The following is a 15,119-nucleotide window of genomic DNA, read 5'->3' as shown; positions in this document are numbered from 1 at the left end:
TAATAGGAGCTTCATGGAGGATTTATTGTGGATAATGTAGTCATCACGGGTTTTGGTATCAAAGCCCCTCATATTGATAACAAGATGCAATTTAAGACGGTCTTGGAACATGGGATATGCACGCATCGCGTGATAAAGAGCCAAATAAACGATCTAAACTTTGTTTGCGGCGTTATTGATAACGACTTCAAAATCGTTCGAGGCAAAAATCTGAAGCGATATCCACGGATGGCTCGATTTGCTATGGCAGCTGCTGATGATGCGATGGAGATGGCCGGTATTGACGACAGAGGTTCTCTGCGTATTGCCGTAATTTTGGGAACATCCGCAGCGGGCATTTCCGAAATGGAAGAATATTCTGCAGGCGGTGCCGTATATGAGAAATTGCCCATTCATAGTGTAGCATTAGCTAATGCGCACAGTTTATCTGCAGCGGTGGCTCATCATTTGGACATAAGGGGGCAGGTTTATACAATCACGACAGGCTGTACATCAAGTTCCGACGCAATCTGCATGGGGAAACTTCTCCTGGATAGCGGGATGGCAGATGTTTGTGTAGTGGGTGGTTCCGATGCCGCCATTACGGGTTGGACGATGAAAGGTTTTTTGAAAATCCAAGGGATCACGCCCGATGTTGATATCATGGAAACTGGCGTTCCTTTTTCCAATGCTCATCAAGGATTTGTATTGGCTGAAGGCGCCGGTGTTCTTATCTTAGAACGTGAGAAAGAAGCTAAAGCAAGAGGAGCCTCTCTTTACGGTGCTATCAAAGGGACTGCCTCTTACAATGAAGGCACCTCCATTCTGCAAAGCGACGAAACAGGACAAAATATGTTGCAAGCTCTTCGAACCGCTGTAGGCGAACATATTCCGACGTATTTGAACAGCCAGGCTCTTGGTTTGAAAGTAAATGACCGAGTAGAAAGTATCATCCATGAAACCTTATTTGGTCCATCTGTTCCCATCACCTCAATTAAAGGTATGACAGGACACACACTAGGGTCTATGGGAGTCATTCAAGTCATCTCTTCCCTTCTTAGCATGGAATACGGCTTTATACCTCCGACTATTAAAACGAATGCCGAAGGATTCGAGAATCTGCCAATCGTGCTAGAAACTCGATATCAGAACATCCAAAGCGTGGCTATTACCACACATGGATACGGAGGCAACAACACTTGTCTATTTGTCACCAAGATTGACTGAGAGGTGATTTTATGTTCCTGTTATTGCTATTAATTATTACATTTATTCCGCTTTTCGTTGGTTTGACCATCTTATTTATGTTCGAGAAGACCAAGTTGGCGAGAGCTATTTTCATGTTTTTATTTTTTGCTTCCATGTGGGAGTTAGACACCGCCGTTTTGTATGCACACCATCTACTGTCTGAAACAACCATTGAGTTTTTATTTCGTTTCTTCCGATTTGGTTCTATCATGCTTACACCCGCTTTGATCTATGTGGCGTACAGTATGGCCAGCGAAGTGGCGGAGAGTCAGAAATCTCGATGGCTTCGGGTAGCGGTGAGTAAAACCATGGTGGTATTGGTGTTTTCCTGGAGCCTATTTGTCTATCTGATCGGTTGGACCAAGCTAGGGATCCAAAATCTGTATCTTGTCAAAATGGACAGCCTTACTGACTTCATGTTTCCAGCTAACGGGCCTTGGGCAGGGGTTTTCCATCTCAATGTCGTGCTGCTTATCATCAGCTTGGTATTCTCATTCGTTGTCAGCCTGAAAATAACGGAGAAAGATAAACGTACTTTCCTGCTTGTCTTCACGTCTGTCATAGCTGTTGGTTATAGCATTGGTATTCTGAATCTATTTGAAAAATACAGATTATATCCAAGCGCTATTGCTGTTATGCTTTTCGCGATTACGACATTCATTGCATTCACACGCATGCATACGAAAATCGTGAAATACATGGCTTATCACGACGCACTTACGGGTCTGCCGAACCAAAGATTGTTCAAAAATCGGCTGAACACTGCACTTGAATCCGCAAAACGGAACAATACCAGCATCGCGGTTCTTTATATGGATCTAGATCGATTCAAGCTTATTAATGATACGCTCGGACATAATGTCGGTGATGTGCTGCTACAGAATGTCGCTGGGCGAATCACCGAATGTCTGAGCAAACAAGCAACGATTTCCCGGCAAGGTGGCGATGAATTTACGATTATTCTTTCAGGGCATACGCAGGAAGAGCTTGAACAAGCCATACAGGATATTTTGTACGCCTTTAGTAAGCCCTTCACCTTGCAGGAGTATCAGTTATTTGTCACTCCTAGTATCGGCATCAGCTTATATCCATCTGGCGGAGAGAGCGCGGATATCTTGATAAAGAATGCGGACACGGCGATGTACCGTGCCAAAGATAAAGGAAAAAACACCTATCAATTCTTTAATGAAACGATGGGCATTCAAATTCATCAGAAGCTAAATATGGAAAATGCGCTGCGCAAAGCTTTGGAAGAAAATCAATTCGTTGTTCATTATCAACCCAAGGTTGATGTACTTACTGGGAGAATTACGGGAGCCGAAGCCTTAATTCGTTGGCAGCATCCCGAATTGGGCTTCATTGCCCCCTCGGAGTTCATTCCTTTGGCAGAAGAAACCGGGCTCATCGTTCCAATTGGTCAGTGGGTACTTCACACCGCTTGTAAGCAATTCAAAGCTTGGCAAACCCAAGAAATGCTGCACATGTCGGTTGCCGTTAATCTATCGATGCTGCAACTGAGACAGGAGAACTTCATCGAAATGGTCGAGCAAGTCCTGAATGAAACCGGACTCGCACCGCAGGATCTGGAGTTCGAGATTACGGAAAGTAACGCCATGAACAACGTCGATCTTTTCATACAGAAATTAATCGCTTTGAAGAAATTAGGGGTCGGCATTTCCATTGATGATTTCGGGACAGGCTACTCCTCATTCGGCTATTTGAAGCAATTGCCTATTGATACCCTGAAGATCGACAGGTCTTTCATTAACGACATCACGAATTCGGAAGAAGATGCTGCGATTGTGCAGGCGATTATTGCCATGGCTCATATTTTGAAGTTGAAAGTCGTAGCTGAAGGCGTTGAAACGGCCAGTCAACTCACGTTGTTAGAACAATTTCAGTGCAACGCTGTACAAGGTTACTATTTGAGTCGGCCATTATCCGCTGAAGCTTATGTGAAGATGCTTAGAAGCAACGTTGTATGTTAAAGTAAACATCGCATCCCGCAACAAAAGGCTGTTAGGTAACGTAGATGCTTCTACATGACCTAACAGCCTCTTCTATTTACAAACCAATTATGCCGCCACATCTCTCTTCGTGAATACCAGCCAAGCCACTACATTGAAAATGAAGAAATAGATGCTCAATACGATAATTGAGAATTGAAGTGTCATTCCGGTCTGATACGGGCGACCGCTCAAATACTGGGATAGATCAATATTAGCGAATAACAGGTATTTACTCCATTCGTAAGGCTGCAAGAGCTCCATGAAGATCGCTCCCGCAAATAGAGCAAAGATAGAGAAACCAATCGCCATGATACTGCTGCGGAAAGCAGAAGAAATCATGAAGGCCATGGTGACGAAAATAATCGTAGACACACCATTGAGCAGATAGGTTTTCCATAGGTTAGCAACCATGCTTTTCTCTACAACCTGGCCGGCTGCATCGGTGGTTACTAGGGGTAGGTCAATCAACCCAAACTTATATAGAATCCCGTTTACTAGAATAGACACAACGAACAGAATAATTAACAAGAACAAACCAAAAGCAATCATCGATATATATTTGGACACTAGAATCTTTGTTCGATTTGCAGGTCGAATCAAGAGCAGCTTGATGGTCCCTGTTGTGAATTCCCCAGCCAAGCTGTCCCCTGCTACAATAACGGTGAACAAGGTGATTAAGATAATTAAGTGCGCCGAATCGTTAATTCCGCTCCACATGGTCCCCCCTTCCGGGTGAATATTATGCTCGAGATGGTAGTCGTACCTAGCAATCTGCTTTTCGATGCTGGCCTTGCTCTCAGCACTCCGTTTCGGCTCTTTCAGCGCATCGGTGAGCTCCTGCTTCTGCTCGATCACGTGATTCCGCCACGCATCGACCTCTCCCGATTTGTCATCATAGTACCAATCCATGAAACTGCCTAAGAAAACGGCGCCAATCATGATGGCGACCATGATCCAAGTACGCACACGACGGTAAAGCTTCATATTTTCGTTCAGAAACAAATTAACCAACTTGCTCACCCCCAGTCATTTCCAAGAACCGATCTTCTAGGGATTGTCGCAGTACCTGAACACCGTAGATCCGGATATCTCTACGCATCAGGTCTGCCAAAATGTCAGGAATACAGTCTCTCTCTGTCACAACCTCTACGCCTTGCGGAACAATCTTCACATCTTTGATGCCCTTCATGCCAGCAATGGCCGAGTGCACCAGCTCTGCAGGTGTGGCTTCGATCAAGTACGTTTGCGTCCCATCCTGCGAATCTGCCATGAAATCTTGAATTGTCTTCACATCAACTAGTTTGCCTTGCTGAAGAATGGCAACACGATCACACATCAGCTCCATCTCACTCAGCAAATGACTGGAAACAATAACGGTGATCCCTTCGGATCGCGTCAGATAACGCAGGTAATCACGCAGCTCACGTATCCCTGCAGGGTCCAGGCCATTCGTCGGCTCATCCAGAATGAGCAGCGACGGCCTATGCAGCAACGCCTGAGCGACACCTAGTCGCTGGCGCATACCGAGCGAATACTTTTTCACCTTATCATGTATCCGCGTCTCCAACTTCACCAGCTTGACCACTTCGTCAATGCGTTCCTTCGTAACTCCGGGAACCATGCGCGCATAATGAATAAGGTTATGATAGCCACTTAAATACTTATACATTTCCGGATTCTCAACAATTGCTCCCACGTGGCGGATTGCTTGCTCAAAATCATGCTTAATGTTCTTCCCTTTAATCACAATTTCGCCCTGCGTGATGGACATTAATCCGACCATCATACGAATCGTTGTCGTCTTCCCTGCACCATTTGGCCCGAGGAATCCGAAGATCTCACCTTGCGGCACGTCAAACGTTAGATTATCAATAATGGTCGTTCGCCCGATACGCTTCGTAACCCCTCGCAGACTTACAATAGGTTCACCGCTCATGGATAAGCCTCCTTCTCGATTTAGTTAACTTGGAAAATGATATCGCCTGAGGCCACCTTGGCCTCTATTTTCCTTGTCCCTTTTCCCAAGACACCGTTCATGCGGGTTCCATATTCGTTGTCGGTTACCTTCTGAATAGGTAAAGGAAGTAAGGATTGAATGCGTCCGGCACTCACCGCAGCATCCAACGTGTACCCCTCATCTTTGGACAAAATGAATGTCATACTACCGCCCGCGTTCGACACTACTTGCGTGTCTCCCAGGATATGGTCAAACTTCATATCGGAACCATGTCCTACAACGGATACAGCACCCTTCATATCACGAAAGAATACGGAACCGTATTTCGTTTTCCCTGTTACTTCCCCTGCAATGTCTGTTAGATCGGTATCGCCTGATTGATGATCGAGGACCAGATTACCTTGCATACGATCCATATTGGCATTACTAGATCGGTTCACCAATTCCACATTTCCCTTAATGTCGGCCATGTATAGACTTCCATAGGAGGATTTCACTTTGAGATCTCCCTTTACATTAACAATTTCCATGAGCCCACTGGTAGATGTAGCCGTAACATTCCCGTTAATCCCGCTGATTCGCACAGCGCCATCTTCATTCTCAATCGTCGACTTCATCATTTCGGGGATAGCAAGTACATAATCGATAGATACATAGTCGGGATCAATGGCCTTTCCGTTCGCTGTCGTAACAAACGTGAGTTGTCCATTCTGGAGTTCTTGTTCGACCTTAACAGCGTCTCGCCTGCGATTAGCCACCTCTGTATTCGCGGCAGTTACTGTCACCGTAGCCTGTAACCGAATCGTAGACGTCTCCGAACGTTGTACGGATATTTTGCCTTTTTGACTTGTTAGCAGTACTTCCTTGATCTCTGGCTTGTTAATTTCTGATTGAAGCTGCGCGGTTGCCGTTACAGCTCGCCTCTCGCCGATATAGGCCTCTGTCTTCTCTTCATTCACGAATTGCTCGATGAACGCTTGAAAAACATCTTCCTTACGGATGAACACATCCAGAATGGAGAGTAGGAACAGCATCACAACGGAGATGAGAAGAACACTTCTTTTTTGCCGGAACGACATCCTCACACCTCCACTTCTTTCTCGAAAATGAAACCATTCAGCGCTATTAACCCTATACAGAGTAAGCCGAGGACAATAAAAGGTCCCGAATGCAAGAAAGCCATATCTGAATCCTTATGTCCAATCACGATCTCAGGCGTCCAGACCAGCAGGTTCGATAGCAACGGACTGAGAAGAAGGGACAGCCAGATGATGCCAAAAAAGGCGCTAACCATCACAAACCATTTGAATTTTGCTACGAGCTGCCCACATAGGAACGTGAACTGCACGACAATTAATAAGAACAACATAACGAAAAGGCAGATCCAGTAGATATTGAGCACTAGACTCATAAGGCTGGGCCCTAGCTCCGACCAATCCTCGCTTGTGCTTACTTCCTCCCACATCACACGGAGTAACAAGCTCGCAAAGCTTGCTGCAATCACGATAGACGTTGCAATTAGCAAGGATAGCACTGCCGCTAGCTTGGCCGCTAACACCTTCCACCCCCGAATAGGTAAGGAAAGGAGGAGGTAAATCGAGTTCGTTCTCCACTCCACATGGAGTTGATAGTAGCCCGTTCCTATCGCTAAGGCGACTAAGAATAAGTAAGGTATAATGAGTGCCAATACCATCGTCGCATCCATTTGGAAATCGGAGCTTTTGTACAAAACAATTACATGCAGCGCAACCACACCCACTGTGAAAAAACCGAATAAGGGGGAAATACTTTTTATTTCTTTCTTAAATAGGTTCCAGAGTGCCATCTACCCGTACACCTTCTCCCAAATGTTCTCTAACGAGCAGCCGTACGTCTCGCGCAAATTCTCCGTTGAGTCGAATATCGTAACCTGCCCATTCTGTAGAAAAATAACGTCATCAAACATAGGCTCAGATTCATTCACCGAATGGGTGGAAAGCACAATCGTCTGCTCATCCGATTGGAACTCACTGATGATGGAGCGGATAATCTTGGCTCGCGACGAGGGGTCAATACCAGAGAACGGCTCGTCCAGCAGGATTAACGGCACTTTCCGAGATAACGCTGCAATTAATTTCAAGCGCGCCCGCATCCCTTTGGACAGATTCCGAACCTTCTGGTTCTCATCCAGCTCCATTTTGACAAGCAACTCCGCCGCTCTCTCTGCCTGCCAATCCTTGTAGAACCCCGAAATAAATCGCAGCGTCTCCTTCACCGTCATCCACCCATATAAATTATCGATCTCTGGTAAGTAAGCGACATGCTGCTTATTATGGACATCCGGCTTCCTTCCGCCTACAAGAATCGTCCCCGAAGTTGGATAGATCAGACCGGCCATCATCTTGAGCAATGTTGATTTCCCACTCCCGTTTGGCCCTAGTAAGCCAACAATCGTCCCCTTCTTAACCTGAAGGTCGATGCCTTTTATGGCTTGTTTTAATAAATACTTCTTTTGAATACCTCTGAGCTCAATCATGTACGGATTCTCTTCGCTCGACACGGTCTATCCCTCCTTACGTTCCATATGTAAAGTATCGCGGAGCATATCCGCCATTTCGTCCGACTTAATGCCCAAACCGCGCATTTCTTCAATAAATTGATGGACGGCAGCCTGCGCCATTTCGGAACGAATCGATAGGAGCATCGCCGGATCATTCTTGATAAAAGTACCTTGTCCTCGTAACGTTTCCGTCAAACCCACCCGCTCCATCTCTTGGTAAGCTCTCATCACCGTGTTGGGATTCACTTGTGATATTTGTGCCCGTTCCTTATGGGACGGAATTTTATCACCTGGCGATAACTCGCCCCTAGCCAATGCTTTCTTAACCTCATCGACCATCTGCAAATAAATCGGTTTCGGGCTATTAAAATTAAGTTGCACCGTCCTACCCTCCTCTACACCGCAAACCAGTGCACTATTGAACTAGTGCACTATAAGAATATTTGCATACCCACGAATTGTCAATGGCTTTTTTGGAACAGGGAGAAAGGGTTGGCGGGGATGCCGACCTTGGGGGAGGGGAACAAGAGGACGCTACTGACCGTGAAATATGGGGAAAAAGACATCAAAGGGAACGTGAGTGTCCTATTTATTCGAAATACACGAAAAGTGCCATCCAAGGGAACGTGCGTGTCCTATTTATTCAAAAAATACGAAAAACACCAAAAATCGCACACTTAGCGCACTCTCGTTCCTCTCGACGCAAAGAATAGCCGATTTTGGCGTATTAGCGCATCTAGGTTCCCTTTCATCTGGTTGAAACTTCAATTGAACGGAAACTCGAACGGTGGCGGTGTGACGTGAGGTCAGCGGGTGGCATTCCGGACGAGCTGCTGCTGGCGTGCGCGCGATACTGTGGACGTGGTGGCGAGAGGGTTGTTTGTTGGCGTGGAGACAACACGGGTAACGTCAGGATAGTCGTAGCAATGCGGCCTTGTGGGCCAGCTTGCACCGGCAGACTGCTGGTAGGCGGGGCGGAGAGGCTGAGTGGAGTGTTGGATTGATCACCCTCGCCACCTCCTCTCCCTCTCAAAAATGCAAAAATACAACCTTTTCTTCTGATTTATGGCGCAAATTAGTAAATGCGTGCAAATAGGCAACCTTTTTAACGTATTTTATGATAATCTCCTGAAATCACTCAAAATTGATGCCTTTTTGCATCAATTTCATATAACGGAGGAGAAGCCCGTTCGAAAAGTGCTCTTTTGCATTTTTGACAGGGAGAGGGGGACTTGAAGGCTTGAGGACTTGATACTTGAAGGCTTTTAAGACTTGAAAATCAAAAAATCAACAACCTTACTCCATCGGGCACTACATTTGTCGCCCCCACTTCCTTGCTACTCATTGCTCCACATACTACTTCACATTACTACAAACTCTTCTACTACTTCACCTTACTCCAAACTCCCCTACTGCTTCACATTAATCCACTTTCCCACATTCTTCTCTTTATCCTAACTACTTCTCACTGCTCATATTGGGGAGTCTGCGCAGAGGTTACCTCAAGAAGAGCCCAAACATGCAAAATGGACGCTGCTCAATCTTCTTAGAATGAGTTCATTTCTAAGAAAATATATGAGCTTGCTGCGAAACAATTAAACTGACAAAAAAACTGTCCTCACGTAAATGATCTACGTGAGGACAGTCTCATAACATGATGATTTCGCTCGATTTACTGTACGGCTCGTTGCGGACGCTGTCCACCACCTTGTGGTGGCATGCCGCCTCCACCTCCGCCTTGTCTGCCACCTCCAGGACCACCCATCATCCCGCTTCTAGCTTCCGTTACGCCTGTTTCGGACAACCACGTGATCAATGTCGCCGTCTTGAAGTCGACAACTTTCGTCCCACCTTGGTACGTGCCACCTTCGAACAAGCCTTTCGTAGCGGTGCCTGTCGAAGATCCACCCGAGCTAAGCGTGTACGAAGCGTCCTGCTTCAGGTTCGGTGAGCTGACGAACACCGACTGGTAGTTCTTCGCTGGTGCAAAGGTAATAATGGTGTTGCCTGCGCTATCTTCGAGATGAACCAGCGCACCCGCTTGCTGGGTCTTGGTGTACGTCATCAGGACGCCGGCTTGCGTCGACTTGTCGGACGTGGCTTGCACCATGCCGGAGCTTCCCGCGGCAACAAGGAAGCCGCCTGTCATGACGAACGTGCCGTCATAGTCGAGTGAGCCGTTGTTATTCTCGATCGGCCCGTTGACCACCACCGTACCGCCGCTCATCGTGATGGAGCCGTTCGAGTCCAACCCGTCGCCTTTCGAGTCGACGGATAAGAGGCCGCCGGTAATCGTCAGCATATTGCTCGAATTCGCGCCGGATGCGCCTGGTGCGCCTCCTGGTGCACCGCCAGGACCACCTGCAGGAGCTGCCCCAGCCTGGCTAGTGCCAGCACCGGCACCGGCACCAGCTCCTGCTCCTGCTCCTGCTCCTGCTCCGCCAGTCGCCGCTCCCGGAGCAGCAGCGCCACCTTCAGCAGACTCAGCGCTGTTGGAGATGTTCACACCGTCGTCCGCAGAGACGACATTGGTTTTACCGCCCGAGATCAGAACCGCAGGCGCCTCGATCCCTTCATTGCTTTGCGTGATATCGATCGTACCACCTGCGATAGCAAGTGATACCTCGGCGTGAATACCATCGTCGCCAGCATTAAGGTGAAGATCTCCACCGCTCACATCAAGGCCGCCGCTGCTGTGCAACGCATCCTCGCCAGATTTGATTGTGAAGGTTCCACTAGCAAGGCTGATATAACCTTCCTCACCCTCTTTATCGTTCGAGGTTTTGATGCCATGTCCACCTGCATCGATGGTCAATGTACCTGCTTGGACAGCGACTAAGTCACGCCCCATCACACCATCATCAACAGCTTTAATATCCAGTGTGCCTCCCGTAATTTTCAGCTTATCCTTACTGGTAATCCCGTTGTTGTAGTTCCCTTTCACGACAAGCTTCCCTGTTCCATTAATCGTCAGATCGTCTTTGCTGAAGATCGCCGAATTAGGCTCATCTGTCGTAGCGTCCGGGTACACATACTTGGTCCCATCAGAAACGATGTTCTCTGTTCCTTCTTGTAAAGAGATAATCGTCTTGCCCGCTTCTTCGACGAAGATCGCGGAAGACGTGCTGTTCGAAATCTCCACGCCGTTCAAAACTAAACGAACTACGCCTTTATCCTTCACATTCACCGTTATTTGACCACCTGTCAATTTTCCGCTCAAGATATACGTACCAGCCTTCGTGATCACAATCTTACCGTCCTTCGCCGCTGCGCCCTCACCCTCGATGGTTGCACTAGTACCCGTCAACGAGATCTTCGTTGGATTGGCAGAAGCCCAGTCTGTATAAGCATCTTCCGCCGCATACTCCACCTTCTGGATGATATCTGTGGTCGTAGCTTTTGCAGTTGAAGCCGTCGTTCCCGTCGTTGTTACAGCTGGTGTAGCCTCCGTAGTAGTCGAAGCGATATCCGTCGTTTCATTGCATGCTGCTAACACAACAGCGCATAATAGTAGGACACCTGCGCCTTTCATTTTTAAAGGTTTTTTCATAGGGATCTCTTCCTTTCGCATTACGTTATTTTTAAAATTCAGCCGCTGTAGGGCTCATCGTTAAGGTGATATCTAAGTTCCCGTTACGACATCTGATAGCGTCTAGGAACTCTTTTTGACTCGTCAAATGATCAATCGTCACGACGTAAATTAACTCATATAAGCTGCCTAACTCGGTTGTACGCACTTTTTTCAACTCATAGGCAATGTCGAACATCTTGAACACTTCAGCAAACGCTTCTTCATACCCCAGACTCTCGGGGATCGTCACTTTCAATAGCTTCTGTGCAGCCTTCTTCGCACCAAAATTGGTGACTTTCAGGACAAACATCAAGACACACAGTACAAGCGTGAAAAGTACCGCGTAACCAAACGAACCAACACCGCAGGCAAGTCCTGCTGCCATTGTGAACAAAACGAAGGAAATGTCCTTTGGATCTCCAGGAGCGCTTCGGAATCGAATGATGGAGAAGGCCCCTGCAAGGCTGAACGCTCTAGCGATGTTACTGCCGATTAATAAAATAATAATGGCTACAATTACTGGCAGAACAATCATGGTTAACGTGAAGCTTTGTGTGTAGTTCGTTTGTGTTTTCATATAAGTGAAGCTGATCATAGCACCTAGTACAATTGCAATAAGTATGGTTAATAAAGCATTCATTAGTGTTAATTCTGTGCCTGCTGTGACTTGTGCAAAAATTGAATCGATCATAATTGAATCCTCTCCCCCGTTAGCTGTTCATTTCGCATTTTCTTATATTCGTTACCGTACTTCGAGAAGCTCGTTCGAAACATGTCATGCTCCGAAAGCATCTTCGACAACCAGAGCGGGATCGTTTTCTCCGCCTTCACTTCCATAAGCCATTGCCCGCGGCCCATCAGCTGCTCACCATGATCGCCACTTTCGAGCTTGAGATCATACCGTCTGGAACGGATATTCGTGTCAAAGGTGATCCGCAAATCTCGGTTATTTTTACAAAACATCGCAATCCGGTCATACGCCAGATATACCTTCGGCTCCAAATCATAACGCTGTAGGAAATACTTAATTTCCTGAATAACTTGCTTGTTCATATAATCCTTGAATTCAGGCTCTACCTTGGTTCGTACAAAGTCATATGACTCGTTCAGCTTCAGAGCTGTTCTTCTTTTATTCACCAGGCCGAACACCTTCTTCTTCAGCTCTAGATACACCTTCGCATCTGCGTTTGGAACCCCGTAAGCTCTTATTCGCAGCTTCTCTCGGTATTTCGGCTTCGCCAGCGAATTTCGAATTAATGAATCATGCTCGGTATCGAAGTAGATGTTACTGATCGAATAGAATTGTTCATTCTTGTTGTAGGCGTCCATTTCCATATATTCGAGCAGTCGATTATAGATCGTGTAAAAGGCTTTCGTATCCATCAGATACTTATTTTCATACCGATTAAATACTTCAATCGCCATTGTGATGCGCCTCCTTCTTGTTTCACCTTGCGTGTTGCTCGCCGCTTCCATGACTGTATCTTAGCCCTCGAACCTTTAGTGAAACTTAAATGCGAAATGAATTATGTTTTTTTCGTAAATCCGCACTTGTGGTGCTACTATTAAGGTTGGTTAAAGGTTCACAGGCCTATAATGAAGCCATGCCATTCGAAGCATCTTGAGGCACAAGGGGGAAACGACCATGAGAATTCTAATCGTGGAAGATGAAGTACATTTAGCTGAAGCGTTAACTCAAATTTTAAAAAAACACCATTACTCCGTTGACGTTGTTCACGATGGACAGTCCGGGCTGGATAATTCGTTAAGTGGTATATATGATCTTCTGTTGCTCGACATCATGCTGCCTGAAATGGACGGAATCACGATTCTCAAGACACTGCGCACCAAGGGGATTTCAACACCTGTAATTCTGCTTACGGCAAAGGGAGAAATTTCAGATAAAATCGCAGGATTGGATTACGGTGCTGACGATTACGTGTCCAAACCGTTCTCAACAGAAGAACTGTTGGCTCGGATACGCGCGGCGTTAAGACGCAAGGGCGAGGTTGTGCCAGAGGATGCCTTGAAGTTTGGGGACATCGAATTGCATACAGGGAATCTCAAATTGACATGCAAGGGGAAGGAACTCAAGCTGATTCTAAAAGAAAGCGAGCTCCTGGAGCTGTTAATGGCGAGAAAGCAGGCTGTCACATCGAAGGAACAGATCATCGAGAAGCTGTGGGGCTTCGATTCCGAGGTGGAGCATAACAACGTGGAAGTGTATATCTCTTTTTTACGCAAAAAATTGACTTTCTTACACGCGGCAGTCCGTATCTCGACCCTTAGAGGCGTCGGATATGTGCTGGAGGAGGTGACCTCCTGATGTTTAACAAGCTGCGCAACCGATTTCTCATCGTGAATCTAGTCATCATATCCTGTATCATGCTCTTGTCTTTCGCTACGATTTATTTCATCACATATGGGAATGTAAAGGCCGACATCGATATGGAACTGCATCGCGTTGCGGAATTCAATCTCAAGCCTGATGGGAAAAAGGGGAGTCCGAAGGGTGGACCTAATGGCGGGCATCACCCGCAAGAACCTCAGGGTTACAATGATTCACCACCCGAGCGATCGGTTTCCTTCATGCTGCAAGCAGATGCCCAGTGGAACATCACAGCAACGAACTCCCGTTTTGACATGGACACTGCGTTCTACGAAACGGCCATTAAGGAAGCCTCCGCCAACAGGTCGGATATCGGCCAGTTCACGCTGGGTGGCAACCAATGGGCGTATATGGTGCAAAAGAATGACACCGGGTATAGCGTCGTTTATCTCGACGTTACGGCTCAGAAGACCATCCTGACGAATCTTGTCTATACCTTTACACTCGTCGGCTTGGTGATGCTGATCGTCATCTTCTTTACGAGCCGCTATTTCGCGAATCGTTCCATCGCGCCAGTCCGAGAAGCCTTCCAGAAACAGAAACAATTCATCGCGGATGCATCTCACGAGTTGAAAACACCGCTAGCCGTCATCAATACCAATGCGGATGTACTCTTAGCGAATAGCGAGGATACCATCGATAGCCAATCGAAATGGCTGCATCGCATCAAATCGGAGACGGAACGCATGAAGACGCTCACCAACGATCTCCTCTATCTCACGGAAATGGACGATACTAGAGCGGGAATCTTGTACAGCGAATTTAACGTGAGTGAATCTGTGGAAAGTGTTCTTCTCACGATGGAAGCCGTCGTGTTCGAGAAAGATATTACGCTGGATTACGAGATTCAGCCCGACTTAACCCTGCACGGCAACAGCGAGCAAATCAAGCAAGTTGTCATGATTCTTATGGACAATGCGATCAAATATACGCCGCCGAAGGGAGCCATTTCGCTCACCTTCAAGAAGCATCATAGCGATACGCTTCTCACCGTGACCAATACGGGTGAAGGTATCTCACCTGAGCATGTGGAGAGGATCTTCGACCGCTTCTACCGTGCGGATCCATCGCGTTCACGCAAGCACGGCGGCTACGGGCTTGGATTAGCCATTGCCAAATCCATTGTGGAGCAGCATAAGGGGAAAATTCATGCCAAAAGTGTGCTGCAAGAGACAACGTCGTTCTATGTGCAGCTTCCTTCATAGATTATTATTTGGGAGCTAAGCGGCTTATCAAGCGTTTAGCTCTTTTTCGTTTTACCAGAAGCCGCGTTAGAATTCATAGCACACTCTGTGAGAGTAGTTCGGCAATTCCGGGGGCGCTATCCCTCCCTCAACCCCGCCGCAGCCCCGGCGGGCTTACCCTTTTCGGAGAGCCACATTTCATTCACGTATTTACATGTTGTAATCCTTGTGTAGAATGGATAC

The 15,119-nt window shown here is 46.9% G+C and carries 13 protein-coding genes; 4 read left to right on the top strand and 9 right to left on the bottom strand.

The window, feature by feature from the left end; translation table 11 throughout:
- Positions 1 to 27: 27 nt before the first annotated feature.
- Both ACSQ8O_RS01815 and ACSQ8O_RS01810 read left to right on the top strand, forming a co-directional pair.
- Positions 28 to 1,206: a beta-ketoacyl synthase N-terminal-like domain-containing protein gene (locus ACSQ8O_RS01815; RefSeq protein WP_436240223.1), complete on the top strand. Its 1,179-nt coding sequence runs from the start codon at positions 28 to 30 to the stop codon at positions 1,204 to 1,206.
- A gap of 11 nt (positions 1,207 to 1,217) precedes the next feature.
- Positions 1,218 to 3,215 (top strand): putative bifunctional diguanylate cyclase/phosphodiesterase, encoded by a 1,998-nt coding sequence (locus ACSQ8O_RS01810; RefSeq protein WP_436240222.1) that lies wholly within the window; start codon positions 1,218 to 1,220, stop codon positions 3,213 to 3,215.
- Between the two features lie 87 nt (positions 3,216 to 3,302).
- Here ACSQ8O_RS01810 and ACSQ8O_RS01805 read toward each other — a convergent pair whose 3' ends face one another.
- From ACSQ8O_RS01805 to ACSQ8O_RS01765, 9 genes are all read right to left on the bottom strand, one after another.
- A complete protein-coding gene (locus ACSQ8O_RS01805) occupies positions 3,303 to 4,247 on the bottom strand; it encodes an ABC transporter permease (protein ID WP_436240221.1) in 945 nt (314 codons plus the stop codon).
- Positions 4,240 to 5,172, bottom strand: a complete 933-nt coding sequence (locus ACSQ8O_RS01800; RefSeq protein ID WP_436240220.1) for an ABC transporter ATP-binding protein — start codon at positions 5,170 to 5,172, stop codon at positions 4,240 to 4,242. The genes ACSQ8O_RS01805 and ACSQ8O_RS01800 overlap by 8 nt, the downstream gene beginning before the upstream one ends.
- 20 nt (positions 5,173 to 5,192) lie before the next feature.
- A complete protein-coding gene (locus tag ACSQ8O_RS01795; RefSeq protein WP_436240219.1) occupies positions 5,193 to 6,272 on the bottom strand; it encodes a hypothetical protein in 1,080 nt (359 codons plus the stop codon).
- A 2-nt stretch (positions 6,273 to 6,274) separates the two neighbouring features.
- Positions 6,275 to 7,018 (bottom strand): hypothetical protein, encoded by a 744-nt coding sequence (locus ACSQ8O_RS01790; RefSeq protein ID WP_436240218.1) that lies wholly within the window; start codon positions 7,016 to 7,018, stop codon positions 6,275 to 6,277.
- Positions 7,019 to 7,732 (bottom strand): ABC transporter ATP-binding protein, encoded by a 714-nt coding sequence (locus tag ACSQ8O_RS01785; RefSeq protein ID WP_436240217.1) that lies wholly within the window; start codon positions 7,730 to 7,732, stop codon positions 7,019 to 7,021. It abuts the gene before it with no gap.
- A gap of 3 nt (positions 7,733 to 7,735) precedes the next feature.
- Positions 7,736 to 8,113 carry a GntR family transcriptional regulator gene (locus ACSQ8O_RS01780; RefSeq protein ID WP_436240216.1) on the bottom strand — a complete coding sequence of 126 codons (378 nt, stop codon included), beginning with the start codon at positions 8,111 to 8,113 and terminating at the stop codon, positions 7,736 to 7,738.
- 1,291 nt (positions 8,114 to 9,404) lie between these two features.
- Positions 9,405 to 11,282 (bottom strand): carbohydrate-binding domain-containing protein, encoded by a 1,878-nt coding sequence (locus ACSQ8O_RS01775; RefSeq protein WP_436240215.1) that lies wholly within the window; start codon positions 11,280 to 11,282, stop codon positions 9,405 to 9,407.
- A 31-nt stretch (positions 11,283 to 11,313) separates the two neighbouring features.
- Positions 11,314 to 11,994, bottom strand: a complete 681-nt coding sequence (locus ACSQ8O_RS01770) for a DUF4956 domain-containing protein (protein WP_436240214.1) — start codon at positions 11,992 to 11,994, stop codon at positions 11,314 to 11,316.
- Positions 11,991 to 12,728, bottom strand: coding sequence for a polyphosphate polymerase domain-containing protein (locus ACSQ8O_RS01765; protein WP_056622508.1), 738 nt, complete (start codon positions 12,726 to 12,728; stop codon positions 11,991 to 11,993). Before ACSQ8O_RS01765 ends, ACSQ8O_RS01770 begins: the two co-directional genes overlap by 4 nt.
- Before the next feature lie 220 nt (positions 12,729 to 12,948).
- On the opposite strand from ACSQ8O_RS01765, the gene ACSQ8O_RS01760 reads away from it, so the two are divergent.
- Together ACSQ8O_RS01760 and ACSQ8O_RS01755 are read left to right on the top strand one after the other, a co-directional pair.
- Positions 12,949 to 13,629 (top strand): response regulator transcription factor, encoded by a 681-nt coding sequence (locus ACSQ8O_RS01760; RefSeq protein WP_436240213.1) that lies wholly within the window; start codon positions 12,949 to 12,951, stop codon positions 13,627 to 13,629.
- Positions 13,629 to 14,897 carry a sensor histidine kinase gene (locus tag ACSQ8O_RS01755; RefSeq protein ID WP_436240212.1) on the top strand — a complete coding sequence of 423 codons (1,269 nt, stop codon included), beginning with the start codon at positions 13,629 to 13,631 and terminating at the stop codon, positions 14,895 to 14,897. The genes ACSQ8O_RS01760 and ACSQ8O_RS01755 overlap by 1 nt, the downstream gene beginning before the upstream one ends.
- The last annotated feature ends 222 nt before the right edge of the window (positions 14,898 to 15,119 follow it).

The sequence above is a fragment of the Paenibacillus sp. LjRoot56 genome (assembly GCF_964253335.1).
Taxonomy (GTDB): Bacteria; Bacillota; Bacilli; order Paenibacillales; family NBRC-103111; genus Paenibacillus_E; species Paenibacillus_E allorhizoplanae.
The sequence above is the reverse complement of the archived record's forward strand: the minus strand, read 5'-3'. Positions and strand labels throughout refer to the sequence as shown.

Excerpts from the sequence above, each read along its gene's own strand:
- ACSQ8O_RS01795 (WP_436240219.1), bottom strand. The coding sequence starts at position 6,272 with ATGTCGTTCCGGCAAAAAAGAAGTGTTCTTCTCATCTCCGTTGTGATG.
- ACSQ8O_RS01765 (WP_056622508.1), bottom strand. The coding sequence starts at position 12,728 with ATGGCGATTGAAGTATTTAATCGGTATGAAAATAAGTATCTGATGGAT.
- ACSQ8O_RS01800 (WP_436240220.1), bottom strand. The coding sequence starts at position 5,172 with ATGAGCGGTGAACCTATTGTAAGTCTGCGAGGGGTTACGAAGCGTATC.
- ACSQ8O_RS01770 (WP_436240214.1), bottom strand. The coding sequence starts at position 11,994 with ATGATCGATTCAATTTTTGCACAAGTCACAGCAGGCACAGAATTAACA.
- ACSQ8O_RS01775 (WP_436240215.1), bottom strand. The coding sequence starts at position 11,282 with ATGAAAAAACCTTTAAAAATGAAAGGCGCAGGTGTCCTACTATTATGC.
- ACSQ8O_RS01810 (WP_436240222.1), top strand. The coding sequence starts at position 1,218 with ATGTTCCTGTTATTGCTATTAATTATTACATTTATTCCGCTTTTCGTT.
- ACSQ8O_RS01790 (WP_436240218.1), bottom strand. The coding sequence starts at position 7,018 with ATGGCACTCTGGAACCTATTTAAGAAAGAAATAAAAAGTATTTCCCCC.
- ACSQ8O_RS01755 (WP_436240212.1), top strand. The coding sequence starts at position 13,629 with ATGTTTAACAAGCTGCGCAACCGATTTCTCATCGTGAATCTAGTCATC.
- ACSQ8O_RS01760 (WP_436240213.1), top strand. The coding sequence starts at position 12,949 with ATGAGAATTCTAATCGTGGAAGATGAAGTACATTTAGCTGAAGCGTTA.